This is a genomic window from Microbispora sp. H13382 (assembly GCF_014161445.1).
Lineage (GTDB): Bacteria > Actinomycetota > Actinomycetes > Streptosporangiales > Streptosporangiaceae > Microbispora.
This window is the reverse complement of record NZ_JABBXA010000002.1, coordinates 443742-468857: the sequence shown is the minus strand read 5'-3', so window position 1 is coordinate 468857 and position 25116 is coordinate 443742. Positions and strand designations below refer to the sequence as shown.

General features: G+C 71.5%; 26 protein-coding genes. 9 read left to right on the top strand and 17 right to left on the bottom strand.

Annotated elements, in window-relative coordinates; all coding sequences use genetic code 11:
* The first annotated feature begins 73 nt into the window (after nucleotides 1–73).
* Nucleotides 74–1060: a hypothetical protein gene (locus HHX41_RS06100; RefSeq protein WP_310741799.1), complete on the top strand. Its 987-nt coding sequence runs from the start codon at nucleotides 74–76 to the stop codon at nucleotides 1058–1060.
* A gap of 3 nt (nucleotides 1061–1063) precedes the next feature.
* Complete coding sequence (locus HHX41_RS06095; RefSeq protein WP_182905115.1) at nucleotides 1064–1894, top strand: MauE/DoxX family redox-associated membrane protein; 831 nt, start codon at nucleotides 1064–1066, stop codon at nucleotides 1892–1894.
* A gap of 105 nt (nucleotides 1895–1999) precedes the next feature.
* On the opposite strand, the gene HHX41_RS06090 is transcribed toward HHX41_RS06095, so the two are convergent.
* The 6 genes from HHX41_RS06090 to HHX41_RS06065 form a co-directional block, all read right to left on the bottom strand.
* Nucleotides 2000–3181, bottom strand: a complete 1182-nt coding sequence (locus tag HHX41_RS06090; protein ID WP_142567879.1) for an ATP-binding protein — start codon at nucleotides 3179–3181, stop codon at nucleotides 2000–2002.
* A gap of 502 nt (nucleotides 3182–3683) precedes the next feature.
* Nucleotides 3684–4652, bottom strand: a complete 969-nt coding sequence (locus HHX41_RS06085) for an ankyrin repeat domain-containing protein (protein WP_182905114.1) — start codon at nucleotides 4650–4652, stop codon at nucleotides 3684–3686.
* Nucleotides 4653–4729: 77 nt separating this feature from the next.
* On the bottom strand, nucleotides 4730–5074 hold the full coding sequence (locus HHX41_RS06080) for a hypothetical protein (RefSeq protein ID WP_259400650.1): 345 nt from the start codon (nucleotides 5072–5074) through the stop codon (nucleotides 4730–4732).
* Nucleotides 5071–6639: a radical SAM protein gene (locus HHX41_RS06075; protein WP_310741798.1), complete on the bottom strand. Its 1569-nt coding sequence runs from the start codon at nucleotides 6637–6639 to the stop codon at nucleotides 5071–5073. Before HHX41_RS06075 ends, HHX41_RS06080 begins: the two co-directional genes overlap by 4 nt.
* Complete coding sequence (locus HHX41_RS06070) at nucleotides 6636–6929, bottom strand: hypothetical protein (protein ID WP_169984044.1); 294 nt, start codon at nucleotides 6927–6929, stop codon at nucleotides 6636–6638. Before HHX41_RS06070 ends, HHX41_RS06075 begins: the two co-directional genes overlap by 4 nt.
* Before the next feature lie 374 nt (nucleotides 6930–7303).
* The gene (locus HHX41_RS06065) at nucleotides 7304–8137 is read right to left on the bottom strand and encodes a prolipoprotein diacylglyceryl transferase family protein (RefSeq protein ID WP_310741797.1); all 834 of its coding nucleotides are present in this window, start codon (nucleotides 8135–8137) and stop codon (nucleotides 7304–7306) included.
* Nucleotides 8138–8329: 192 nt separating this feature from the next.
* On the opposite strand from HHX41_RS06065, the gene HHX41_RS06060 reads away from it, so the two are divergent.
* On the top strand, nucleotides 8330–9160 hold the full coding sequence (locus HHX41_RS06060; RefSeq protein ID WP_259400649.1) for a M15 family metallopeptidase: 831 nt from the start codon (nucleotides 8330–8332) through the stop codon (nucleotides 9158–9160).
* Nucleotides 9161–9306: 146 nt separating this feature from the next.
* Here the strand turns inward: HHX41_RS06060 and HHX41_RS06055 are convergent, their stop codons facing one another.
* From HHX41_RS06055 to HHX41_RS06045, 3 genes are all read right to left on the bottom strand, one after another.
* Nucleotides 9307–10917, bottom strand: coding sequence for a cellulose-binding domain-containing protein (locus HHX41_RS06055; RefSeq protein ID WP_182905113.1), 1611 nt, complete (start codon nucleotides 10915–10917; stop codon nucleotides 9307–9309).
* A gap of 324 nt (nucleotides 10918–11241) precedes the next feature.
* Nucleotides 11242–11460 carry an alpha/beta fold hydrolase gene (locus HHX41_RS06050; RefSeq protein ID WP_182905112.1) on the bottom strand — a complete coding sequence of 73 codons (219 nt, stop codon included), beginning with the start codon at nucleotides 11458–11460 and terminating at the stop codon, nucleotides 11242–11244.
* Between the two features lie 15 nt (nucleotides 11461–11475).
* Entirely contained in the window at nucleotides 11476–11823 is a 348-nt protein-coding gene (locus HHX41_RS06045; RefSeq protein ID WP_182905111.1) for a hypothetical protein, read from the bottom strand.
* A 363-nt stretch (nucleotides 11824–12186) separates the two neighbouring features.
* Between HHX41_RS06045 and HHX41_RS06040 the strand changes: the two genes are divergently transcribed.
* From HHX41_RS06040 to HHX41_RS06030, 3 genes are all read left to right on the top strand, one after another.
* Nucleotides 12187–13062 (top strand): NUDIX hydrolase, encoded by an 876-nt coding sequence (locus HHX41_RS06040; protein WP_169984042.1) that lies wholly within the window; start codon nucleotides 12187–12189, stop codon nucleotides 13060–13062.
* 42 nt (nucleotides 13063–13104) lie between these two features.
* Nucleotides 13105–14199, top strand: a complete 1095-nt coding sequence (locus tag HHX41_RS06035; protein ID WP_169984041.1) for a calcium:proton antiporter — start codon at nucleotides 13105–13107, stop codon at nucleotides 14197–14199.
* 140 nt (nucleotides 14200–14339) lie between these two features.
* Nucleotides 14340–15464, top strand: coding sequence for an MFS transporter (locus HHX41_RS06030; RefSeq protein WP_220503831.1), 1125 nt, complete (start codon nucleotides 14340–14342; stop codon nucleotides 15462–15464).
* A gap of 42 nt (nucleotides 15465–15506) precedes the next feature.
* Here HHX41_RS06030 and HHX41_RS06025 read toward each other — a convergent pair whose 3' ends face one another.
* From HHX41_RS06025 to HHX41_RS06010, 4 genes are all read right to left on the bottom strand, one after another.
* The gene (locus HHX41_RS06025; RefSeq protein WP_182905109.1) at nucleotides 15507–16733 is read right to left on the bottom strand and encodes a glycoside hydrolase family 16 protein; all 1227 of its coding nucleotides are present in this window, start codon (nucleotides 16731–16733) and stop codon (nucleotides 15507–15509) included.
* A gap of 175 nt (nucleotides 16734–16908) precedes the next feature.
* Nucleotides 16909–17754 carry an MBL fold metallo-hydrolase gene (locus HHX41_RS06020; RefSeq protein ID WP_182905108.1) on the bottom strand — a complete coding sequence of 282 codons (846 nt, stop codon included), beginning with the start codon at nucleotides 17752–17754 and terminating at the stop codon, nucleotides 16909–16911.
* A 72-nt stretch (nucleotides 17755–17826) separates the two neighbouring features.
* Nucleotides 17827–18252, bottom strand: coding sequence for a nuclear transport factor 2 family protein (locus tag HHX41_RS06015; protein ID WP_182905107.1), 426 nt, complete (start codon nucleotides 18250–18252; stop codon nucleotides 17827–17829).
* A gap of 91 nt (nucleotides 18253–18343) precedes the next feature.
* Nucleotides 18344–18520: a hypothetical protein gene (locus HHX41_RS06010; protein WP_182905379.1), complete on the bottom strand. Its 177-nt coding sequence runs from the start codon at nucleotides 18518–18520 to the stop codon at nucleotides 18344–18346.
* A 103-nt stretch (nucleotides 18521–18623) separates the two neighbouring features.
* On the opposite strand from HHX41_RS06010, the gene HHX41_RS06005 reads away from it, so the two are divergent.
* The gene (locus HHX41_RS06005) at nucleotides 18624–19049 is read left to right on the top strand and encodes a nuclear transport factor 2 family protein (RefSeq protein WP_182905106.1); all 426 of its coding nucleotides are present in this window, start codon (nucleotides 18624–18626) and stop codon (nucleotides 19047–19049) included.
* On the opposite strand, the gene HHX41_RS06000 is transcribed toward HHX41_RS06005, so the two are convergent.
* A complete protein-coding gene (locus tag HHX41_RS06000; RefSeq protein ID WP_310741796.1) occupies nucleotides 19046–19735 on the bottom strand; it encodes an alpha/beta hydrolase in 690 nt (229 codons plus the stop codon). The two genes, HHX41_RS06005 and HHX41_RS06000, sit on opposite strands and share 4 nt — an antisense overlap.
* Before the next feature lie 146 nt (nucleotides 19736–19881).
* Here HHX41_RS06000 and HHX41_RS05995 point away from each other — a divergent pair, with 146 nt between their 5' ends.
* Together HHX41_RS05995 and HHX41_RS05990 are read left to right on the top strand one after the other, a co-directional pair.
* Nucleotides 19882–21132: a sugar MFS transporter gene (locus HHX41_RS05995; protein ID WP_220503755.1), complete on the top strand. Its 1251-nt coding sequence runs from the start codon at nucleotides 19882–19884 to the stop codon at nucleotides 21130–21132.
* A gap of 40 nt (nucleotides 21133–21172) precedes the next feature.
* The gene (locus HHX41_RS05990) at nucleotides 21173–21991 is read left to right on the top strand and encodes a PIG-L family deacetylase (RefSeq protein ID WP_182905104.1); all 819 of its coding nucleotides are present in this window, start codon (nucleotides 21173–21175) and stop codon (nucleotides 21989–21991) included.
* Between the two features lie 149 nt (nucleotides 21992–22140).
* Here the strand turns inward: HHX41_RS05990 and HHX41_RS05985 are convergent, their stop codons facing one another.
* From HHX41_RS05985 to HHX41_RS05975, 3 genes are all read right to left on the bottom strand, one after another.
* A complete protein-coding gene (locus tag HHX41_RS05985) occupies nucleotides 22141–23565 on the bottom strand; it encodes an aminobutyraldehyde dehydrogenase (protein ID WP_310741795.1) in 1425 nt (474 codons plus the stop codon).
* Between the two features lie 184 nt (nucleotides 23566–23749).
* Nucleotides 23750–24685, bottom strand: coding sequence for an alpha/beta hydrolase (locus HHX41_RS05980; RefSeq protein WP_182905103.1), 936 nt, complete (start codon nucleotides 24683–24685; stop codon nucleotides 23750–23752).
* Between the two features lie 14 nt (nucleotides 24686–24699).
* Nucleotides 24700–25041, bottom strand: coding sequence for a hypothetical protein (locus tag HHX41_RS05975; RefSeq protein WP_182905102.1), 342 nt, complete (start codon nucleotides 25039–25041; stop codon nucleotides 24700–24702).
* Between the last annotated feature and the right edge of the window lie 75 nt (nucleotides 25042–25116).

The window sequence follows — 25116 nt, the reverse complement described above, 5'->3', positions numbered from 1 at the left end:
CACCGGGAGGAGGAATATTGATCCCGGACGCCACCATCGCCCGGAAAACCACCTCTCCATCCCCGTCCGGCATGTGAGGCTGGAGGACGTGGAAGGGGCGATGCCGTACCGGGCCGGAGAGCGACGGCGGACGCTGGCGGCGGCGGCGCTCGGCCGCGACCCCGGGCCCGCGCCGCGGTCACCGGAGGAGACGACGCCGTTCGACGTGGTCAGCGGCGACCTGCTCGACGTGAGCCCGCACCTGATCATCCTGGAGACCGCCGGCGGCGAGCAGCGGCGCCTGGTCATCGCGCCGTGGGCGACCGCCTGGCGCGGGGGCGCGGTTGCGCCCGCCGATCTGCCCGCCGGGGCGAGGGTCGTCATCCGGGCGCTGCGCGGCGGCACGGTGGCCGAGCGCATCTGGGCCGACATCACGCGGATCACCGGCGTCATCCGGGAGGTCCACGGCCGACGGGATCTCACCGTCGAGCTCGACTGCGGTCCGCATCGCCGGGAACGCTCCATCGTCGTTCCCTACCGCTCCTCCGGGCGCATCCGGGTGCGGCACCCCAAACTGGAGCCGGGTTACCTGTTCGACGCCATCGGGCTGTTCGACCAGGGCGCGACGTTCGCGCACCTCCCGGCGACCTCGCAACCGCCGTACCGGGCGACGGCCGCGCCCCCGTCTCCGCCGGCGTACGGAGGAGGCCAGGCGGGCATCTCGGGCACGGCGGTGTGGGCGGATCTTCCGGACTTCGCGGAGGAGGGCGTCGCGAAGGGTGTCGCCTACCCCATGCTCGAACGCGAGGACAGCGGCTGCGACGACGCCGGCGTCTCCTGCGCCGGCCTGCCGTACCTCGCGATGGGCTCGCTGCTGCGCGTACGCAACGTGTGCGACGGCCGGACGGACGTGCTGCCCATCGTCGCGTGCGGGTGCCTCACGGGGCGGTTCTGCGACCGGTGCCTGGAATGCGGCACGTCCCCGCGCGGCCGGGTCGTGGAACTCGCCGCGTCCTCCTATGTCGCGCTTGGGGGAGACTTGACCAAGGGCTGCTTCAATGCCCGCGTCGGATTGGGGTGACCGGTGCTTTCGACCATCGCGGCTGCCGCGCTGCCGATCCTCGTGGTGACACTGGCGCTGGGCGGCGTCACCAAACTGGCCACGGCCGGGCGCGAGGAGTCGCCCGGCGCGCTGGCCCGGCTCGGCCCAGCGGTGCTCATGCCCGAGCGCTTCGCCAGGCCCGCCCTGTACGCCTGTTCCCTGGTCGAGCTCGCGCTGGCGACCGGCCTGCTGGTCGTGGATCACCCGGCCGCCCGGTGGCTGCCGGTCGCGTTCTTCGCCGTGGCGACGTACGTCCTGTGGGACCTGCGCAGGCGGCGGCCGGACGTGGGGTGCGGCTGCTTCGGTGACGTGAGCGCCGCCCCGGTCGGGCTGCGGTCGATGGGCCGGGTGGCGGCGTTGACCGCCATGGCGGCCCTCGTCGCGGTCCAGAACGCCACGGGGCTGCCCGCCCTCACCGGCGAGACGGCCGCCTGGGCGGCCGGAGGGGCCGCCCTGCTGCTCGCCCTCTCACCCGAGATCAACGAGATCGTCTCGCGCCTGCGTCACCGCGCACCGTGCGAGCAGCGGCCGATGCCGCCCGGACGTGCCCTGTCGCGCCTGCGGGCCAGCGAGGCGTGGCGGGCCCACGCCGGGTCGCTGCTGACGGACGAGCCGTCCGACATGTGGCGTGAACTGTGCTGGCGCTTCTTCGTCTTCCCCACCCAGGGCGACGCGGAGGTCGTTTTCGCCGTGCAGCTCAGCGGCCGGCGTCCCGCCGTACGCGCCGTCTTGGTGGGAGCCGACGGCCACGTGACCTCGGCCGATGACCGCGGCGATGCCTCTCTGCGGGAATCTACGCCTGTATCGGCCTGACGCTATACACGCGTAGATTCCCGCATCGAGGTCTTTCACTTCAGCTCTCTACGGCTCTCTAGCTTCCCCTCTAGAAAGCCGTAGAGAGGTCGATGGGCGCGCCGCTCAGAGCGGCTGCGCACGAAGGAACCTCCCGAAATGCGGAACAGTGAACCCGATCACGCCGCGCTCCGCGCTGTAGATCAGGCCCTTCTTGATCAGGCTGTCGCGGGCCGGGGACAGGCTCGACGGCTTGCGACCCAGTGTCTCGGCCACCTCGGCGGTCGGCACCGGGTCGTCGCCGAGCTGGGCCATGGCGTGCATGTAGTCCCGCTCGGCGGGCGTGGCCCGTTCGTATCGGCTGCCGAAGAAGCCCACCGCCAGCTCCTCCTCGGCCTCCGGGGCGGACACCTTGATGTCCTCGGCCGTGATCGGGCTGCGCGGAGCAAGGTCCCAGGCGACCTTCCCGTACGCCTGGACGAAGTAGGGGTAGCCATCGGCCGCCTCGTACAACGCGTCGAGCGCGTCGGGCGTGAACTCGACGTCCTCACGGGCGGCCGGGGCGATGAGCGCCAGGTCGGCGGCGTCCCGGTCGAGCCGGTCGATGCGCGCGTACCGGAACAGCCGCTCGGAGTAGCTCTTGCTCGCCGACAGCACGCTCGGCAGGTGGGGCAGGCCGGCGCCGACGACGATCAGCGGGCCGCCGTTCTGCGACAGCTCGTGGCAGGCCGCGCACAGGGCCGAGACGTCCGGCGCCTGCACGTCCTGCATCTCGTCGATGAACAGCGCGATGCCGACGCCGAGGTCCGTCGCGACACCCGCGGCGTCGACGAACAGCTCGGTCAGGTCGATCTCCAGGTCACCCGAGTCGGCCCGGCCGCGCGCGGCGGGCACGTCGATGCCGGGCGACCAGTGCGAGGTGCCCTTCGCGGCGGCGGGATCGCGCATCGCGAACGCCTTGAGCACGCCGAGGAACTCCTCGATGCGCTCCGGGGCACGGTGCCGGGGGGCGAGTTCCCTTATGGCCATGTGCAGCGCGGCCGCCACCGGGCGGCGGATCGACTGGTCGGGCCTGGCCTCGATCTTGCCGGTGCCCCACAGCCGCTGCATGGCCATGGACTTGAACGTGTTGAGCAGGACGGTCTTGCCCACGCCGCGCAGGCCGGTGAGGACCATGCTCCGCTCGGGGCGGCCCCGGGCCACCCGCTCCAGCACGATCTCGAACTGCTGCAGTTCGCGGTCGCGTCCGGCGAGTTCCGGGGGGCGCTGACCGGCGCCGGGGGCGTAGGGATTGCGCACGGGGTCCACGCTCTCGGACTTTATGACGGGATATAGCGGCCGTCGTAGATTTCCGTAGAGAGTGCTACGGCGTGTCGCCCGGCGCGGCCGCGGCACGCACCGCATGGCGGCGGGCGGAGCCTGGGCCGGGACGACCGGGACGACAGCGAGCGGAGCCGGGGAGGGCACGACCGGATCGCCGGTCACGGGAGCGGCGCCGGCCGGAACCGGGGTGGCGGACACCGTGGGCACAGTCATCACACACCCCTTACCTGGCAGGACTCGACCGAACCCGTGTTCGATCCGATGGGCATGACTGTAGCGCGTCATCGAACACCTGCGCGAGCTTTCCACGAAAGCTCCGTCAAACACCGTCGTTCAGCGACACCCCACCCCGCCGTCCCTGGTCCCGGGAACGGCCCCGGCAGCCGCCCTGCGCGCCGTCATCGGCGGCGCGACGCCGCCCCCACCGCTTGTCCGCCGACCTGCTCGGCGACCGAAGCCCGTGCGCTCGTAGGCCTCGTCCTGGCGGTCAGTTCCAGTAGTCGCGTTCGGGGAGCCTCACCCACATGCCGGGCCGTTCGACGGCATCGGCGTCGGCCAGCCGCAGGCCCGCGCCCGCGCAGCAGTACGCGATCGCTCGTCCGCGGAAGAGGTAGCTGTTGAGGATCTCCTCGGCGGAGTCGTCTGACGAGGGGTGGCCGCCACCGGGGTGGGTGTCCCACTCCACGATCTCGCCGTCCCGGGCGACACTGCCCTGGTTACCGCTCTTGGGATTGGCGTACATGGCGTAGCAGACGGTCCCCGCCGACAGGCGCTTCGTGACGCCGGGGGTGGACGACATGTATCCCCAGGGCTGGGTGACGACACAACCGCCGGGCACATCCGTGACGCCGACGATTTCGAGGCTCCCGTCGAAGTCCTCGAAGATGTCGTCTTCGAAGAGCGCTTCGACTTCGGCGCCGTCGACGGGGACGGCCCCCAGGCGGCGTACCGCCTCGGCCGCGGTGACGCCGGGCACGCAGGCGAGACTCAGCCCGTCGTAGTAGAAGTCGCCCAACGCGTCGACGAGACGCCGGGCTTCGGCCACCGCGTTCAGCTCGGCTTCGGAAAGCCCCGGCTGGCCTGTGGGAAGGGCGAACAGGTCGGGGGTCCGCGTGGCCAGGGTCAGCCGTCCGGGCGACCAGCCGTTCATCATCGGCCGCCACGGGTCGGCACCGGCCTCGGCCAGGATCCGGGCGTTGTCCGGACGGTTGGCGAAGACGGCCGTCCACAGAGCCGTACGGCCCTCGTGCTCGGCGTCCACGTCGTCGACGCGGGCTGCCAGCTCCGCCACCACATCGGGAGAGCCCTGTTCGGCGGCCGCGTGCAAGGGCCGTCCGTGGAAGAACACCCCCGAGTTGGGGTCGGCGCCGGCGTCGAGCCGGGCGCGAATCAGCCGCAGGCTCTTCCAGGCGTCCCAGCCGATGCCGGACCAGTCCGCTTCCTGGGCGACAGCCATGATGCTCCTCGGTGAGTAGGTACGCCGATCATGGCGACACCCACCGACAGTTTCGCCTGGCGCTGCGCGCCCAGCCGTCAACGAGGCAGGTGCGGGAGCACGAGGGCCGCCGCGGCGAGCAGGGCGATCAAGCCCAGATAGGCGAGGACGAGCCGGGTGTCCCTGAGATAGCACTTGCTCCTGGTGAGCCCGGCGCGGCGGGCTCGCCAGTATCCGGCGAACCCCAGTGCCGCGAAGCCGAGCACGGCCCAGGCGCCGAACAGCCAGGCGAGCAGCGCCACCGTCGCGTAGACGCACAGCTTCAGCGGATCGTACGGCTTGGCCTGCCCGCCCTCGGACGCCCGCGCCGCGAGGGCCTGCTCGTACGCGACCCCCGTCGGGCCTGTCTCCCCATCGCCGGGCTTCCCGCGCGGGAGGCTCATGTGATCTCCAGCAGCGGGAGCCGTACGCCGGGGTCGGTCGCGGCGACGGCGGACAGGCGCTGGCGCGCGAGCGCCGGCCAGGCTTGAACCGCGCAGAACGGCGCGCACTGGTCCTGGTCGGAGCGGGTGCCGACGTGGACGCAGCACTGGACCAACCGCTCCTCCAGCATCGTGGACATGTCCATGAAGGGCTTGATCGTGATGCGTACGACCCGTTCGCCCAGCAGCCGGCGCAGCCGCTTCCTGCGGCCGGGCAGGGCCGAGGACGCGAGCGTCAGCAGGGTGGTCAGCCCGAGGTCGCAGTTCTCGCAGATGTCGCGCCAGACCTTGCCGATCTCGGGGTGCGACAGCGACGACTGCTCCGACAGCAGGCCGAGCAGCGACTCCTGCACGGCCATGCGGAGCTGGCGGGGGATCTCCGAGTCGGCGATGCGGTTGGAGACCAGCCCGAGGTTCTCCTTGAGGCGGTCGTGCCCGACCAACGCCGTCAGCGAGCGCCACTGGTCGGCGTCATCCTTGACCATGTAGCCGACCGAGCAGCAGTGCGGATGCGAGCAGGGCAGGGCGGTCAGATCGCGCCAGGTGACCAGGCCGCCGGTCTGCGGGCCGAGGCGCTTGAGCACACCGGTGTGGGTGAGCCGGTCCATCGGGTCGATCACCCCGGATCGCCCCGACCCGAACTGCGGCTGAATCGACACGCCGCCGACGTACGGCGTCTCGAGGGCGAGGCGCACCACGTCGCCGATCTCGCCGTCGTTCACGCCGAGGGCGGCCGTCATGACGAGCGTGGTGAAGATCTCCCGCTCCGACAGCCGCCGCAGCGCCTCCGCCTTCTGCCGCCGCAGGTCACCGCCCCGGTGGCGGCGGGACGCCTCGGCCGACACGCCGTCGTACTGCAGGTAGATCTCGACGCGCTCGCGGTGCTCGGTGAGCAGGTCGAGCAGGGCGTCGTCCCGGGCCACCAGGAGCCCGTTGGTGTTGATCAGGATGCGGGTGACCGGCCGGGCCGTCAGCTCGGCGAGCAGCTCGGGCAGGTCGGGGTGGAGGGTCGGCTCGCCGCCGCTGAGCATGAGCACGTCGAGACGGCCGTTCTCGCGGGCCAGCCGCTGGTCCACGTTGGCGAGCACCTCCCGGACCGGCACGATCCCCCGCAGGTCGGGCGAGGATTCGGTGAAGCAGGTCGGGCAGCGGAGGTTGCACGCCTCCGCCACGTCCTCCAGGAGGATGCAGGTGTGCTGGGTCTGCATCTCCGGCAGCCCCCGCAGGTACGCCTCCGGGACCGGGTCGAAGTTCCCGGCGACGTCGGGCAGATGCGCCTTGGTGGGGGCGGTCCACTCCTCCAGGTAGGCGAGGATCTCCGGGTCCTCGTCGTAGAGGGTCCTGACCATGCCGTGGGTCCGGCAGCCGCGCTCCAGGTAGACCCGCCCGTCGCGGGCCGCGAGCCAGCCGGACAGGCGGGGCACCTCCGCCAGCGGGCGGTCCGGCCGCTCGTCGTGGCAGCGGGGGCAGAACGCGTTGACGTAGCGGAGGATGCGGTCGCCCCGCAGGGGCATTCCCGTGCTCACAGGGCACCGTCCGTGTACAGCGAGGGGTTGACCCCGGTGCAGAAGCCGGCGGTGAAAATCGTCATGAGCGCCCAGCCGATCATCAGGCCCATCCCGAGCCCGCGCGACCAGGGCCTGCGAAGGAGTAACAGCAGCGTTCCGCCGCCGAACGCGATCGCGGCCAGGATCACGGATCCGCCGATGAGCGCGATGTTCTTGTTGTCGCTCGCGACTCCGTCCGCCACCGCGAGGGTCGCGAGGAAGAGCACGAAATTGATGACCACGTAGGCCACGATCCCCACGATCGTCATCGCGACGACCACGCCGGTCGAGCTCTGGCCCGCAGGCGGTCGGTACGGCAAACCGTAAGGCGGCGGCGCACCCCACGGCGGCGGCGGGATGCCCGGGCCATGAGGCGGCGGACCGCCCGGACCATGAGGCGATGGGCCACCCGGGCCGTACGACGGCGGCGGACCGGCCGGGCCCTGAGGCGGTGGACCACCCGGGCCGTACGACGGCGGTGGCGCACCCTGACCGTGAGGCGGTGTCGGACCGCCGGGGCCCTGAGGCGGTGTCGGGCCACCGGGACCGTGCGGCGTGCCGGGAGGCGGCGGGACGGGCGGCCGCCCGGAAGGATCGCCGTGCTGCGGTTCGTCCGGCCGCTCGGGCGGCTCGGGGGGTGTGCTCATCTCTCCTCCTCGGCCGCGGGCGACAGCCGGGCGCCCAGTGACAGCGGTCGCCGCTCGCCCCGGCGGGGGAGCAGCCGATCGTAGAAGCCCTTGCGATATCCGATCCCGAGGCGGACGGCGAGGAGCGCGAGGCCCGGGACGAGGAACCACTGCGGGCGGGTCAGGTCGAGCCAGACCGTCTCGTTCGCCCTGGTGAACTCGACGAGGAACCGGAAGGCGGCGTACGCGCCCAGATACAGGGTGAACAGCTCTCCCGGCCTGTCGACCCGGCTCCGGGCCCACAGCAGCGCGCCGAATGCGGCGAGCTGGAAGACCGTCTCGTACAGGTACGACGGGTGCATGGCCTGCCCGGTCACGCAACCGGGGCATTCCGCCACGGTGGCGGGTGCGTGGACACCCCAGGGAAGGCTCGTGGGGCGGCCGGGGGCCTCCGTCAGGAAGCAGCCGATGCGGCCGACGGCCATGCCGAGCGCGACCGCGGGCGCGAACAGGTCGCCGGTCCGCTCCCGATAGCCGATCAGCCGTTTCGCGACCAGCACCCCGACGTACGCGCCGGTCAGGCCGCCGAGGATGCTCCGGGCGCCAAACATCCACGCCTCGACGAGGCCGGGGTTGAGGGCAGGGTCGAGATGCTCGGCCCACCCGGACAGTCGCATGCCTATCGCCCCGCCGACCAGCGCGCCGGTGACGGCGACGAGGGACTCCTCCCGCAAGGCTCCCCGGCGCCGTGCTTCCAGGACGAACACCACGCTCGCGAGGATCACGCCGAGGCCCACGAAAAACGCGTGGGTCGGCACGATCACCCCGCCGAAACGCAGCTCCTCAAGCACGACGCCACCCTAGCGGCGGCACACGACGATTCCGATCGTCAATTCGTACGGCTTGCGCCCCTTCCGTATGTCGATTCCGGTTCTATACGGCTAGTCGTTCAACCGCCGAAGTTTTGTCCACAGGAATCCCGTTGTCCACAGGAGTGTCGCGCGACCGCCGGCGCATGTCTCGCCCACGGGTAACCTGCGCCTATGACCTCCTTGTGGAACCGCAGGTCAGTGGTAGTGATGGCGGCTCTCGTCGGGATGACCGGCTGCGGCGGGGTCGGCGACGCGGGCGCGTCCGCCACCGCCCGGACCCGGGTGTCCGTGACCGCCCCGGCGGCCCCGGCATCGGACTCGCCCATGCCCACCGCCTCCTCGGCCGCGCCGGCTTCGTCCGCGTCCGTCACGCCCTCGGCCGTACCGGTCTCGCCCACGCCCGAGACCGGGCCCACGCCGAGCCCGAGCGGGCCGCCTCCCTTCTCGGCGAAGATCGAGACGGTGTCCCGCGACGAGGTCAGGCACTCGTGGCGTCCGGGCTGCCCGGTTCCGCTGAGCGGGCTACGCAAGATCACGATGACCTACTGGGGCTTCGACGACAAGGCGCACGCCGGCACGCTGGTGGTCAACAAGAAGGTGGCCGAAGACGTGGCCTCCGTCTTCGAGAAGCTCTACGACCTCCGCTATCCCATCCGCCGGATGGAGCCCGTCGACGTCTACAAGGGCAGCGACTACGACTCCATCGAGGCCGACAACACCTCGGCCTTCAACTGCCGCAACGCCACCGGATCCGGCAGCTGGTCCAATCACGCGTACGGCCTCGCCGTGGACCTCAACCCCCGGGAGAACCCGTACGTCTACGCGAACGGCTCGAACGCCCACCGCAACGCGGACGCGTTCGTGGACCGGCCGCTCAAGAAGCCGGGCGTGATCAACAGCGGAGACCGCGTGGTGCGGGCCTTCGAGCAGATCGGCTGGGGCTGGGGCGGTTCGTGGTCGGGCGCCAAGGACTACCAGCATTTCTCCGTGAACGGCCGCTGAGACCGGCGCCGCGCAAGCCGCCCCGCGGGCCCCGCCCATCGCGTACGGCGCGGTGGGCGGGTCCCCCCGCCGGTGACCCTGTGAGAGGCCGGCAGGGCTGAGCCGCAGTCCGCCGGGGAGCCCATGCCGGTTGACGAGACGACCGGTTACGGCGTGACCGGCCTGCCGCCGAAGGTCACCACGAGGTGGCCGTCCGAGGCGAAGGACCAGCCCATGGCGCCGGTGTAGGAGGAGCACCGGGACCCGTTCGAGCCGGACCAGAACTGGTTGGAGCTGTCGACGTTGCCGACGGTCTTGTCGTTGGACCCGCTGCCGCTGCGGCACGAGGTGTTGTTGCGGAACACCGAGGTGCCGGCGTCGAAGGAGAAGTTGCGCTCGGCGTTGTCGATGCCGACGTTGTTCGAGATCGACATCGTGCCCGGGTTGCTGTTGTAGGTGAACCCGTGGTGGCCGTTGCGGTAGGCGATGTTGCGCCGGACGATGTGGTTGACGGAGATCTGGTCGCCGCCGAGCTTGTAGCCGTTGCGGTCGCCGGCGCCGGCCTGGCTGCCGTCGGTGAGGGTGCCGTTGTTGTAGGACAGGGAGTCCTCGATGGTCACCGGTCCGATGGCTCCGGTGTCCGTCTTGGTGTAGAGGTCCCAGCCGTCGTCGATGTTGTTGTGGGACACGTTGTAGCGGAAGACGTTTCCGGTGCCGGTGGTGAGCTTCGCGGCGAAGCCGTCGGCGTCCTCGCCGTCGGAGTCGGCGTTGTCGTGCGACTCCGCGCTGAGGATGAGGTTGTTGGACGGCCACTGGTCGCGGGGGGTGTCGGAGGCGATCCGCCCGAGCTGCAGCCCGGTGTCGCGATTGAACCGGGTCACCGTGCGTTCGATGACGTTGTTGCTGCCGCCGACGTAGATTCCGTTGTCGCCGGCCCGCTCGACGACGATGCCGTACACATGCCAGTACGAGCCGTTCACGACGAGTCCGCGGTTCGACGAGGACTCGCTCTGGGCCGAGAAGTTCAGCACCGGAGTCTCACCGGGGTAGGCGGACAGGGTCTTGCGGGCGTTCGACGTGCCGTTGTTACCCGGTGCGATGGTGATCGTCTGCGCGAACGCGTACCGCCCGCCGCGCAGGTAGATCGTCCCGCCGGGGGCGACGCGTGTGATCGCCGAAGTGAGGGTCGTCGGGTCGGACTGCGTCCCCGCCGCACCGTCCCTGCCGGTCGGCGACACGTACACCGCACCACTCGACGGCGTCGTCGAGGGTGAGGGTGAGGGCGAGGGTGAGCGTGTGGGGCTGGGTGACGGCGAGGGCGAGCGTGTCGGCGTGGGCGACGGGGTCGGCGATGAGGTGGTGGTGGAGCCCGTGCAGGTGACGCCGTTCAAGGTGAACGAGGTGGGCTTGGGGTTGGACCCCGTCCAGCTGCCGTTGAACCCGAGAGACAACGACGCGCCGGTCGCGATGGCGGCGTTGTAGTCCACGTTCGTGGCCGTGACGTTCTGCCCGCTCTGGCTGTAGGTGGCCGACCAGCCGGTGCCCACCTTCTGACCGCTGTCGGGGAAGGTGAACCCGAGGGTCCAGCCGTTGATCGCACTGCCCAGGTTCTCGATCGTGATGGTGGCGGTGAACCCACCCGGCCAGTCGTTGGTCGTGTAGGTCACGGCGCACCCGGTGGCGGCCTGCGCCGACCCGGCGGTGGCCACAGCGGTCAGGGCGACGACCCCGGCGAGGGCGCTGATCACCCCGGCACCCGTTCTGGTTCTGCTTTTCACAACCGAGCTCCTTGCAAGGTCGCGCAGGGTCCCTGACCGAGGAATTACTCCTGACCCCACAAGGGTTTTCGTGCACCTGAACTGAATTCACCCACAGGAACACCGCGCATCAAGCTACGATCCGGTCGATCGCCGGTCAACGCCGCGCCGCGGCGGCTTTCCGCCCAGAACGGCCCTCACTTGCACAGGGATCGCTGGAGACAAGAACGGGACTCCGGGACCGGCTGAAACGTTCAGGCGAGAATTCGGTGATCGGGTAACAGCCACCACCACCCGCACCCGCGACGGCGCGAGAAGGAGAGAAAGCCGATCACATGCCTGTGTCTACGGGGCGCAGGAGGTGAGCTCGGGGCGCGGGGGCGTGCCGGTCCGGGCGCCCAGGAAGAGGCTCGCGCAATCGGCCATGAAGCGTGGGTTCTCCTCGGGGACGAAGTGCCCGGAGTCGGGTGCCACCACCGTGCGCACGTCGTCGGCGACCTGGCGGAACGCGTCCGCGGCCCCCGGCCCGATGGAGTACTGACCGCCGATGCCCAGGACCGGCATGGGCGATGGGCGGGGTCAGGCCCGGTTTCCTTCGCGCCCGGCAGCGATCCGTCGAATCCCTCGGGCGATCAGCCAGGTTTCCACGACGAACATCGGCAACGCGAGCAGCGATCCGAAAAGGATCGCTTTCTCCAGCGCGGATGACCCACCACAGTCGAGTACGCCGCCTTGCTCGTGCACGCCGCACTGGACTCCCCGGACGAGCCACATCGCCACGAGCCAATCCAGAATTCCGAGTGGAACCAGTGCCACGCCGGCCACAAGTGCGAGATATACGGCGATGTTCTGTCTCGACGTGGTCGCCCTGAACGGGACGCGTTCACGATGCCGGCCCACCGGTTCCCGGATCACGGCATCAGTCAATCAGGCACTTGTGCGGCGTCCGTGGAGAGATCGTGAAGAATTCCACCGCCTGGCACCCGAGAGGAGCCGAGCAGGACGGCCGGTGGGCCGACACCGAAACGACAGGGGGAGGACAACGCCCGCTCCTCCGGCCGCAGGAAGCGGGCGTCTCTCCAGATATGACATCTCCTGATTCTCCGGATAAGGGGGAATCACGAGTGAGGGCTCACACGCTAACGGGCTTCGGACTCGGCCTTCGGAAGGATCGCTTACCGGTTAATAACGATCGGCCTACGACCCCGTCACGTACCGCCGGTCCACGCCGGCGCCCACAGAGCAACGGGGCGGCGGACCGCACTCAGCCCGCTGCGGCAAGATGGGTCCATGGCGGCGAAGGACGGTGACGGCTGGGCCCTGTGCGCGCTGGGGCACCAGCACTGGGGGGTGTACGGCGCCGCCGGCCTGCTCACCGTGCATCACACCCTCGACGGCATGCCGTACGTGCTGATGCAGAAGCGGGCCTGGTGGAGTCATCACGGCGGGACGTGGGGGCTGCCGGGCGGCGCGTGCGACAGCCATGAGGACGCCATCACCGGCGCGCTGCGCGAGGCGCAGGAGGAGGCCGCGCTGGACGCCGATCTCGTCCGGGTGCGCGGGCTCTACGTCGACGACCACGGCGGCTGGTCGTTCCAGACGGTGATCGCGGAGGCCGGGGGGCTGCTCGACGCCGCGCCCGCCAACGGCGAGAGCGCCGACATGCGCTGGGTGGCCGCCGACGAGGTCGCGTCGAAGGAGCTGCATCCGGGCTTCGCCGACTCGTGGCCGAGGATCCGGCCCGCGCTGAGCCCGGTGGTCGTCGTCCTCGACATGGCCAACATCATCGGCGCGCGCGCCGAGCACGGATGGTGGAACGACCGCGCCGGCGCCGCGAACCGCCTGCTCAACGAGCTGGTCCCGCTCTCCGGGCAGGGCCTCGGCGAGATGCCGGAAGGCGTTCCCGCACTGTCCCGGTGGTTCCCGCGCATGGTCGCGGTGCTCGAAGGGGCGGCGGCCGGCGCCGCCGACCCGGGGCCGGTGGCCGGAGACCTGGCGGTCGTGGTGGCCGGTGGCAGCGGGGACGACGCGATCGTGGACGTGGTGCGCGGCGTGCGGTCGTGGGAGACCGCCCTCGTCGTCACCGCCGATCGAGGGCTGCGCGAGCGGGTGACGGCCCTCGGCGCCCTGGTCGCCGGCCCGCGCTGGCTGCTCAAGCAGCTCTAGCGTCCTTTATACCTTTCGTCCCATTTGGGCAGGAAGAACCATGTGAGCCTGCGCTACCGCCGACTGGCCGCCACCTGGACCGTGAGCGTTCCGATCCTCGCCGTGGCGGTGCTCGCGCTGGCGTGGGGACGGAGCATCCCACCCGTCGTCGTGGTGATCGCCGCGCTCTTCCTCGCGAGTTCGGTGCTCGCGGCCGTGCACCACGCCGAAGTCATCGCTCATCGCGTGGGTGAGCCGTTCGGCTCGCTCATACTCGCCGTGGCGGTCACGGTGATCGAGGTGGCGCTGATCCTCAGCCTCACCGTGTCCGGCGGGCCGGCCGCGGCGTCGCTCGCCCGCGACACGGTGTTCGCCGCCGTGATGATCACATGCAACGGGATCGCCGGCCTGTCGCTGCTGGTCGCGGCGCTGCGGCGGCGGGTGGCGGTGTTCAACGCGGAGGGAACGGGGGGCGCGCTCGCCACCGTCGCCACCCTGTCGACCCTGAGCCTCGTCCTGCCGGCCTTCACCACAAGCAAGCACGGGCCCGCCTTCTCTCCGGCTCAACTCGCGTTCGCCGCGTTCGCCTCGCTCGCGTTGTACGGCCTGTTCGTACTCACCCAGGCCGTACGGCACCGCGACTACTTCCTGCCGGTGGAACCCCGCGGCCGTGACGCGGACGGGCGCGCCGGCCCGCCGACCACGCGGGCCGCCACGGCCAGCCTGGCGCTGCTGCTGACCGCGCTCGTCGCCGTGGTCGGCCTGGCGAAGGTCGAGTCGCCCGCCATCGAGACGGCCGTACGCGCCGCGAGCCTGCCGCAGGCGGTGGTGGGCGTCGTGATCGCGCTGCTGGTGCTGCTGCCGGAGACCCTCGCCGCCGTACGCGCGGCCCGGCGCGCGCGGGTCCAGGTCAGCCTGAACCTCGCCTTCGGCTCGGCGATGGCCAGCATCGGGCTCACCATCCCGACGATCGCCGCGGCGTCGCTGTGGGTGAAAGGGCCGCTGCTGCTCGGACTCGACGCGACGCACATCGTGCTGCTCGGGCTGACGATCGTCGTGGCGACGCTGACCGTGGTGCCCGGCCGGGCCACCGTCCTGCAGGCGGGCGTGCACCTCACGCTGCTCGCCGCCTTCCTGCTCCTCGCCGTGAGCCCGTGAGCCCCGAGCCCGTGAGCCCCGAGCCTCGGGCCCGTGAGCCTGCAGAGAAAAGTCCGATGCGCGAAGATCGACGGGCGCGTAGGGTGCGGAGGGTGACCTGGCGACATTGACGCTCACCTGAACGGGCCCTCGCGGCCCGCCTGTACGCGTACGCGTTCCTGGAGGACTTCGTCGTCCTCTATCCGGTGTACGCCCTGCTGTTCGCCGAGAACGGGCTCTCCCCCGCCCAGATCTCCTCGCTGTTCGTGATCTGGTCCGTCACCGGCTTCGTGCTGGAGGTCCCGTCCGGTGTGTGGGCCGACCTCGTCTCGCGGCGGTTGCTGCTCGCCGCCGCGCCCCTCCTGGCGGGCACGGGATACGCCCTGTGGACGTTCGCCCCCTCCTACTGGTCGTTCGCGCTGGGCTTCGTGCTGTGGGGCGCCGGCGGCTCCCTGCGTTCGGGCACACTCCAGGCCCTGGTGTACGAGGAACTCGACCGGCGGGGCGCGACCGGGCGCTACCCGTCCCTCGCCGGGCGGGCGGCGGCCCTCGGCACGACGGCGGTGATGGCCGCGACCGCGCTGGCGGGGCCCGTGCTCGCCGTGGGCGGCATGCGCGCCGCGGGCCTGGCCAGCGTGCTCGTGACGCTGCTCGGAGCCGCCGTGGGACTGTCGTTCCCCGAGTCGCGCGGCGACCGCGACCGGTCCGACGTCGCCGGCGGATACTTCGCCGTCCTGCGCGACGGCCTGGCCCAGGTGCGCGGGGGTCCCGCGGTCCGCCGCGCGATCGTGGTCCTGTCGGCCACGTCGGTCGCGGGGGCGATGGACGAGTACGTCCCCCTGCTCGCGGAGGCGACCGGGGTGTCCGTCGGGCGGGTTCCCCTGCTCGTCCTGCTGGTGAGCGCGGGCGGCATGGTCGGCGGGTGGTTCGCCGGGCGGGGGCGGGGCGCCCTCGCGCCGGCCCTGGTGACGGCCGCCGTCTGCATGGCGGCCGGCGCCGTCGGAGCGTCCGCGGGCCGGCCGGAGGCGCTCACGCTGGTCGCCGTGGCCTTCGGCTTGTTCCAGTGGGCGACGGCGGCGCTGGAGGCGAGGCTTCAGGAGGGGATCTCGGACGGCGCGCGGGCCACGGTCACGTCGATGGCCGGGGTCGGCACCGAGGTCGTCGCCCTGGCGGTCTACGGCGGTTACGCCGCCGGTTCGGTGTGGACCGGCCCCGGGCCGCTGTTCGCCGTCGCGGCGGCGCCGTACCTGGTGATCGCCCTCGCCGTACGCCGGAAGCGGCCGTGACCGGCGCGAGAGGCCGAACCCCTCACGCCGGTCACGCGGTCGTCAGCCGCGGGTCCACTTCTGGTTGGCCCCGCCGGTGCAGTCCCACAGTTGGAGGCGCGCGCCACTGGCCGGGTTCACGTCCACGATGTCCACACATCGGTTCGCGGGGATGTTGACGAGGTCGCCGGCCGGGGTGAGCGTGAAGCGCTGGGCGCCGGTGCCGTTGCACGTGTAGAGCTGGATCGGCGTTCCGTTGGCGGTGCCGGCCGCCGCGGCGTCCATGCACTTGCCCATCGCGCGGACCGTGCCGTCGCCGTTGATCGTCCACTGCTGGGCGGCGGTGCCGTTGCAGTCGTACATCTGCAGCCGGGCGCCGTCGACGGGGTCGGCGCCCGGGATGTCGACGCAGCGGCCGTTCAGGCCGGACTTCAGCGCGCCGCCGCTCCCGCCTCCCCCGTCGCTGGTCCAGGCGGAGACGCGGACCCAGTCGATCAGCATGGTCTGCGGGAACGACGTGGTGGAGTCGGGGTTGCCCGGCCAGTTGCCGCCGACCGCGACGTTCAAGATCATGAAGAACGGGTGGTCGAACACCCACTGGTTGCCGCGGATGTCGGCCGGCGTGACGCGGAAGTACTCCGAGCCGTCCAGATACCAGACGATGAGGTTCGGCGACCAGTCGACCCGGTAGGTGTGGAAGGCGTCGCCGAGCGGCGCGCCGATCGTCCGGTTGCCGCCGACGCCGCCGCCGGAGTAACCGGGGCCGTGCACGGTGCCGTAGACGGTGTTGGGCGCCTTGCCGACGTTCTCCATGATGTCGATCTCGCCGGTGTTCGGCCAGTTGCCGCCGCCGAGCATCCAGAACGCCGGCCAGATGCCCTGACCCTTGGGAATCTTGATGCTCGCCTCGAAGCGGCCGTACGCCTGGCTGAACTTGTCGGCGGTCAGGATGCGGCCCGAGGTGTACTGGCAGGTGCCGTAGTGGCACTGGTAGTTGGACGGGTTCTCCCGGCGGGCGGTGATGGCCAGGTGTCCCTGCCCGTCGTGGTACACGTTGCGGGTGGAGTTCGTGTAGTACTGCAACTCGTTGTTGCCCCAGCCGCTGCCGCCTACGTCGAACTTCCACTTGGCGCCGTCGATCGGCGTTCCCGCCGCGGCGTTGAACTCGTCCGACCAGGTGACGGGGCCGATGGCGGCCTCGGCCCGGTCGGCGCCCGTGCCGGCGACCAGGCCGCCGGTCAGGCTGACGACCATGGCCGCGGCCATGATGAGGAGCCGGGGTTTGCGCATGGAGATCTCCGGTTGGTGGGGGGATGCCAGCAGGATCTCCGGCCCGCGCCGCCTCCGGTCTGGGAGCGCGCGTGCCGGTGTCCAGCGCTACAGGAAAGCTTTAAAGCTTGAATAAAGATGCAACACCCTCGCCGTACGGGTGTCAATAGGATGGTTTCTTTTTGACTAGTGCCTGTCAGCCCACTCCCGGGACGTGCCGGCGCGGGCGTACGCCGGACTGCCGCACAGGAAGGCGGTAGGTCTCCCCGCGCATGAGGTAGTGGACCAGGTGCGACAGCCCGGCGCTCCGGACGTGCTGCTGGAAGTCCCTGAGCGGGGAGGCGAACGCCGCGTAGTCGTCGTAATGGACGGGCAGGGCCGACTCCGGCTGCATCAGCCTGAGCCACTCCACCCCCTGCGCGCCGTCCATGGTCACCGTCACCCCGAGGATCCGCGTGCCGCCGAGGTGGATGATGCCGACGTCGATGTCCGGGAAGCGGCGCGGAATCTCCGACAGGCAGTCGTCCATGATCGTGTCGCCGCTGATGTGCAGGCGCAGGTCCACCTCGCCGGCGTGGGCGAAGTCGAGCACGCTCCCCATCACCGGCGGCATCAGCGAGTTCGCCGGGCCCGGCGCGTGCCGGGCGGGCGTGGCCGTCACCGTGAGCGTGCCGTCCCCGTGGCGCTCGTGGTGGTACTCCCACGGCTCCAGCCCGATGGCGTGGTCGAACCCCTGGCGGCGGAGCCGGGCCGCCGCGTGGCGGGTGGTGACGATCGGCAGGTCCTTGTCGAGGCCGTTCCTGGCGATCTTGTCCCAGTGGTCGCCGTGCATGTGCGACAGCACGACCAGGTCCAGCGGCGGGAGCTCCGTGACCTTCATCGCCGGCTCGGTGCGGCGGCGGGTGCTCAGCCCCCAGCCGAGATGGGCTCGCTGCCCCTGGTGCAGGAAGTTCGGATCCGTCAGCAGGGTGAACCCGTGAGAACGGATGATCATGGTGGCGTTTCCCACGAAGAACACGGTCGCGTCCGCTGGATCGGGCATGACGCCTCCCCTCTCCCAGACTTTCAGGCTACGTAAACCACCACAAATCACCCGAAAGCGGGGGGCGGTTACCTAGCCGGGGACGAGCGAGAACCCGAGCTGGGAGTACAGCTCGAGCAGGTCGAAATAGTCCCGGTGGGCGACGACGAGCCCGTCCTTCGCGTGGCACGCCCCGCAGCCGCGGACCGTGATCCGCCGGCCGCTCGCGCTCGCGACACCTCCATCGGGCAGCGGGAAGGGCCCGGTGTGCGTGCCCGTCATCGTCCACTCGCTGAAGCCCGGGTCGGCGCACTCCACCCTGTTCCAGACCGTCATGGCCATGTCGGTGAAGCCCTTGAACAGGCTCTCCCAGTATCGGACGATCTGCTCGCGCCCCACGCAGTCCCTCAGCGGGGTGGACAGGACGGCGTCGTCGTCGTAGCACGCCGACAGTCGTTCCAGGTCATGACCGTTCACCGCGTTCAGCACGCGGTCCGCGAGCTGCCGGCCGTCTGGCATGCGGATCACCCCCAGGGCGTACACCCACGGTAGCGCCGCCAGGGCAAAGGACGTCCGAGGAAGACGCAACACCCGCACCGCACGCGGGGGGCTACGCGGGCCGGGGCCGTACGGCACGGGCCAGGGCGACCGCGCCCGCCGCGCCCGCGGCCGTGGCCAGCGCGAGCCACCAGGCGGTCGTCCCCATCGCCTCCGGCTTCGGTGGGTCGGCCAAGGCGAGGAACACCGTGCCGAACACGGCCACGCCGCTGAGCTGGCCGAGCTGCATGGCCGTGGTGAGCAGGCCGCTCGCGTCGGCGGCGCGGGCGGGTGGAGCGAGGTCGCCGACCTGCTGGAGACCTCGGTCGCCGCCGTCAACAGCGCGCTGCAGCGTGCCCGCGCCCAGCTCGACCGGGTGGCCCCGGCGGAGGACGACCTCCTCGAACCGGACGACCCCCGCCTGCCGCGAGCTGCTCGACCGGTACGTCGCGGCGTTCGAGAAGGCCGACGTCGACGCCCTGGAGCGGCTGCTGCGCGAGGACGCCGTCCTGGAGATGCCGCCGTTCCTGTCGTGGTTCTCCGGCAGGGAGGAGTTCGGCCGCTTCATCCGCTGGGTCTGCGCCCGGCGCGGCCCCTGGCGGATGGCGCCGGCGCGGGCCAACGGCCAGCCCGCACTCGCCGCCTACGCCGACGGCGACGGCGTCCTGCGGGCCCACTCACTCCAGGTCCTCGCGATCGGCAAGGACGGCATCGCGCGCAACGTCGTGTTCGGGAGTCCCGCCCTGTTCGCCGTCTTCGGGCTGCCGGCCAGCCTCTAGGCGAGGAAGGCCAGCACCTCGCGGACGAAGGCGCCGGGGGCGTTCTCGTGCACCAGGTGCCCGGCCGGGATCGTGACGTGCGCGGCGCCGGGGACGCGGCGGGCCATCTCGGCGACCCGGTCCTGGGGGATGTGGCTGTCCGGCCCGCCGCCGATCACGAGCGTCCGCGCGGTGATCCGGTCCAGCCGCTCCAGCCACGCCGGGTCGGGCCGGTCGATCTCGGGCCTGATCGCCGTGACCATCGCCCAGTCGAACGTCAGCGGCTCCTCCGGCCGTACGAGCGGAGGCGGGACGCGCGGCACGGGGAGCGGGACGTCCTCAAGGATCAGCGTCCGCACCCGGTCCGGCCGCTCGGCGGCGAGCAGGTAGGCCACGATGCCGCCCATCGAGTGCCCGATCACGTCCACCGTGCCGAGCGACAGCGCGTCGAGGAAGGCCAGGACGTCGTCGCGCATGAGTTCCAGGCCGTAGTCACCCGGCCGGTCGCTGGCGCCGTGGCCGCGCAGGTCGAGGGCGTACACGTGCCGGTGGGCGGCCAGCACCGGCGCGACGTCCGCCCAGCCGGCCATGCCCTCGCCCAGCCCGTGCAGCAGGACCAGCGGCACGCCGCCGTCCGGTCCGTCCGGCCCGTACGACCGGTACGCGATGCGGACGCCGTTCGCCTGGACCGTCGCATGATCCGTCACATGGTGACGATATCCACCGAAAACCCCTATGGGAGCAACAGGCACCCCAAGTAGCATGACGCCGAAAACGGGATCACCGTTGATCACGGATACGGCCGATCCCGCATGCCGGGTGGCCGGAAGGCTGCTCGTACGCGGGAGGTCAGGTGTCCGCACTGCGGCGCGATCTGTGGGCGCCGGTCGCGCTCTCCTATGTCACCTTCATCCTGGTCGGCGTGAGCGCCGGCGTGGGTGGGGTGCTGCTGCCGGCGCAGATGGACGACTACGGCCTCGACAAGGCCACGATCGGCACCCAGTTCTTCGCCTTCTCCGCCGGGTTCATGCTGTCCGGCTCGACCGCGGGCCCGCTGATCCACCGCTTCGGGATCCGGGCCTCGCTCCTCCTCGGCGGCGGCACGTTCGCGCTGGCCGGTCTCTTCACGGCCGTGCGCCCGCCGTTCCTGGCCTTCCTGGTGGCCCAGGTCGTGGCAGGGTACGGCACGGGCGTCTTCGAATCGGTGCTGAACGCCTATCTCACCGACCTGCCCGGGGCGACCACGCTGCTCAACCGCCTGCACGCGTTCTTCGGCGTCGGCGCGCTGCTCGGGCCGCTGCTGGCCACCTGGATCCTGACCTTCCTGCCCTGGACGGCCGTGTGGCTGGTCCTGGCCCTGGTCTGCCTGCCGTTGCTGATCGGCTTCTACCTGACCCTGCCCGCCCGCGAGGCTCCGCCGCCCACGCCCGCGGGGGAACACCCGGGGGAACACGCCGGGCCCGCGACCGGCGGGCTGCTGTCCACCGCGGCACGGCAGCCCGCCGTCCTGCTGGGCGCGGTGTTCCTCGCCGTGTACGTCGGCCTGGAGATCAGCGTGGGGAACTGGGGGTTCAGCTTCCTGGTCGACGAGCACGGGCAGAGCGACCTGCTGGCCGGCTACACGATCTCCGGTTACTGGCTCGGGCTCACCCTGGGCCGCTTCCTGATCAGCCCGATCGCCACCAGGCTCGGCATGACCGCGACCGGGATGACCTTCCTCTGCCTGGCCGGAGTCACGCTCAGCACGGCGCTGGCCTGGCTCGTGCCGGGCGCCGCGATGGCCAGCGTCAGCTTCGTGCTGCTCGGCTTCTGGCTCGGGCCGGTCTTCCCCACCACGATGGCCGTGGCGCCTCGGCTCACCGTGACCCGGCTGGTGCCCACCGCCATCGGATTGATCAACGGGGTGTCGGTGGTCGGCGGCGCGGTGTTCCCCTGGCTGACAGGGGCGATCGCCCAGGGGATCGGCGCCTGGACGCTGCCGCCCTTCGCCCTGGCGCTGGCCCTGCTGCAACTGGTCATCTGGTGGCTGGTGACCACCCGCATGACCCCGGCCCCCACTCCGCCGGTCAGCGGCGTCCCCGCGCGAGATCAAGAGGCGATATAGGCTCGTCCGGGTGACGGTAAACGACACCCGGGGGAATCGAATGGACCGACAGCTCACCCTGATGGCCGTGCACGCCCACCCCGACGACGAGGTGATCGGCACCGGCGGGATCCTCGCGAAATACACCGCCGAGGGTGTCCGTACGGTCCTGGTGACCTGCACCAACGGCGAGCAGGGGGACGGCCCCGGCGGGGTGAAGCCGGGCGAGCCCGGCCACGACGACGCCGCCGTCGCCGAGCGGCGGCTGGCCGAGCTGAGCGAGTCGGTCGCCCACCTCGGCATCTCCCACCTGGAGCTGCTCGGGTACCGCGACTCCGGCATGGACGGCTGGGAGGGCAACGGTCACGCCGACGCGTTCGCCAACGTCCCGGTCGAGACGGCCGCCGCCCGGCTCGCCGAGCTGATGGAGCGCTACCGCCCGCAGGTGATCGTCACCTACGACGAGAACGGCAACTACGGGCACCCCGACCACATCCAGGCCCACCGCATCGCGGTCGCGGCGGCCGAGATGACCGGCATCCCGGACAAGCTCTACTACACGGCCGTGCCGCGCGAGCGGATCCGTGAGATGTTCGCGTTCATGCGGTCGAGCGGCATGGCCCCGGAGGACTTCGAGCTCCCCGACGACTTCGGCACCCCCGAGGAGCTCATCACCTCCGTGGTCGACGTGTCGCCGTACGTGGAGAACAAGGTGAAGGCCCTGCAGGCGCACGCGAGCCAGGGCGAGAACATCTTCCTGCTGAAGATGCCCCCGGAGGCCCAGCACCAGGCCTTCTCGCACGAGTTCTTCATCCGGCAGACCTGCCGGGTGGACGCGCCGGCCCACGAGGACGACCTGTTCGCCGGCCTGCGCGACTGAGCCGTCGGCACAGTGGGAACCCGCGCCGGGCGCCCTCCGCCAAGCGTCAGACCCGCGCGGTCCAGGTGCTCAAGATCGTCCTGCGGATCCCGCAGTGGCCGCCGCCGAGTACGACAGGGTTGTCGACCCCGCCAGCCTCGCCGTGGACCTCAGGCGTGGCTGATCATCACGTGCTTGACGCGGGTGTAGGCGTCCAGGCCGTACCGGGACAGGTCCTTGGCGTTGCCCGAGTGCTTGAAGCCGCCGTGCGGCATCTCCGGGATGATCACCTGGTGGCAGTTGACCCACACCGCGCCGAAGTCGAGCGCGGCCGACAGCCGCATCGCCCGGCCAACGTCTCTCGTCCACACGCTCGAGGCGAGCGCGTACTCGACCCCGTTGGCCAGGGCCACGGCCTCGCCCTCGTCCGCGAACGGCTGCACGGTCACGACCGGGCCGAAGACCTCCTGCTGCACGATCTCGTCGTCCTGCCGGACGCCGGCGACGACGGTCGGCGGGAAGAAGTAGCCGGGGCGGTCGAGCCGGGCGCCGCCGGTGACCACGCGGGCGTGCGCGGGCAGCCGGTCGAGGAAGCCCGCGACCCGCTCGGCCTGGGCCGCGTTGTTGGACGGTCCGAGGAACACGCCCTCCTCGTCCGGGTCGCCGACGGCCAGCGCCCGCGCCGCCTCGGCGAGCGCGGCGACGAAGTCGTCATGCGCCCCTTCCTCGACCAGCACCCGGGTGACGGCCGTGCAGTCCTGCCCGGCGTTGAAGAACGCCGCCTCGGCGACGCCGCGGGCGGTCGCCTTCAGGTCCGCGTCGGCGAACACCACCGCGGGAGCCTTGCCGCCCAGCTCCAGGTGGACGTCCTTGAGGTCGGCGGCGGCCGCCGCCATCACCTCGGCCCCGGCCCGCGTCGAGCCGGTGATCGCCACCATCTCCGCGCCGGGGTGCGCCACCAGCGCGCGGCCGGTGTCCCGGTCGCCGCACACGACGTTGACCACGCCGGGCGGCAGCACCCGCGCGCACAGCTCGCCGAGCAGCACGGCCGAGCCCGGCGTGGTGTCGGACGGCTTCAGCACCAGGGTGTTGCCCGCCGCCAGGGCCGGACCGATCTTCCAGGCCGCCATCATCAGCGGGTAGTTCCACGGCGTCACCTGGGCGACGACGCCGATCGGCTCGCGCCGTACGTATGAGGTGTGCCCCTCGGCGTACTCGGCCGCGCCGAGTCCCTCCAGCACTCGCGCGGCCCCGGCGAAGTAGCGGATGACGTCGATCGCGCCGTCCACGTCGACCCGCAGCGCGGTGCCGCGCGGCTTGCCGGTCGCCCGCACCTCGGCCTCGCCCAGCGCCTCCCGGTTGTCCGCCATCAGATCGGCCAGCTCGACGAGCATCCGCTGACGCTCGGCCGGGGTGGTCCGCCGCCAGGCCCGCGCGGCCCGGGTGGCCGCCTCCACCGCGCTCGCCACGTCCTGGTCGCCCGACCGGGCCGCCCTGGCGTACGCCTGCTCGGTGGAGGGGTCGACGAGGTCCATCCACTCGCCGGAGGCCGGGTCACGACGCTCTCCGGCGATCACATTGTGATACGTGTCCACGGTGGTCTCCTCGGAGTCGCCCACCAGTACCCTGAGGTCGTCCTCCCCGCAAAACGGGCACGCCGAACGACTGGAGGCGCAGGTCGTACTGGTCGCTCGGCGGGGTCCGCGGCTCCGCCTCGCTCCTCTTCGACTCGCAGCGGGTCTTCGCCCGCCCCTATGCCCTCGACGTCGGCCCGGGGAATCAGCCTCCGTCCCGCGCCGGCGCCGCAAGCGTGCGCACGAGCCAGGCGGTGACGAGGTCTCGCACCTGCGCGTCGACCGGCTCGCGCGCCTCACGCTTGTACGCGCGCAGCGACGGCGTCCCCGGCTGCCTGCGCAGGATGTGGCTGAGATCGGGGATCAGGTGGGTCTCGATCGGCCCCGGCACCAGTTCCGCCATACGGGCGAGGTCCCCGGGGTCGACCTGAAGGTCCTTCTCGCCCGTGACGGCCAGCACCGGCGCCTTGATCAGGGCGAGGTCGGCCGCCGGGTCGTAGTCGAGGAACTCGCGGGTCCAGCGGGCGTTCACCCGGACTCCGCCGATCCGGGCGACGTCGGTCGTCGTACGGCGGATGCGCTCGTGGTTCTTGGTCACCTTGGTGACCAGGTCGGTGCGGGTGAGGCGCAGCACCGCGCGGACGAACGCCGGCAAGGTCGGCGCGAGACGCGCGGCCTGCCAGCGCAGCGTCTCGGCACCGATCTTGGCGGCGCCGGACAACAGCACGACCGCCGCCACCGCGGGATCGTGGGCGGCGAGGTTCGTCGCGATCAATGCGCCCTCGCTGTGTCCCGCCACCCCCACGCTGCCGGGGTCGATCTCCGGGCGTCCGCGGAGCGTGGCCAGCGCGGCTGCGGCGTCGTCCATGTTGTCGCGGAACCCGGACGTCAGGAAAGCGCCGGTGCTGGCCCCCACCCCGCGCTTGTCGTAGCGGAGTGACGCGATCCCGGCGGCGGCCAGCGCCTCCGCCAGCCAGCGGGTCACCCCGAGGGGGAGCCGCCGGTGGTCGGAGTCACGGTTCACCGGCCCCGAGCCGGGGACCAGCAGCGCCGCCGGGAAGGGCCCGTCGCCGTCGGGCAGGGTCAGCGTGCCGGCGAGCCGCTCGCCGGCCGAGGTGAAGGTGAGGTCGATGTCGCGCATCGCGTCGGCCCGTCTCAGGCGCCGGTGAGGGCGGCGACCACGGCGCGCGGGTCGTCCACGCCCAGCAGCAGCGAGGTGTAGCCGTGCCCGTCGAGGTGGATCCGCACCGCCGGCTGACCGTTGCGCACGTCGACGAACTCCCTGCCGGCCCGGCTGTGCCAGGTGCCGAGCTTGCGCTGACCGGGCAGGCCGAGGCCGGTGCGCAGGCCTCGGGCGGCGCGGAGCGCGTCGTCCACGATCTCGGCGGACCGCACCGCCGACCGCGGGACACGCAGGTCGGTGCGCAGCGCGGCGGCCTTCTCGACGGCGGAGAGGCGGACTTCGATGGCGTCGGGGGTGATGGTCACGGTGCTCATGGCGTTCCTCGCAGGTTGTGCTGTGGTGAGTCTGATTGTTCTCGATTGTGAGAATGATGTCAAATGTGAGAACGT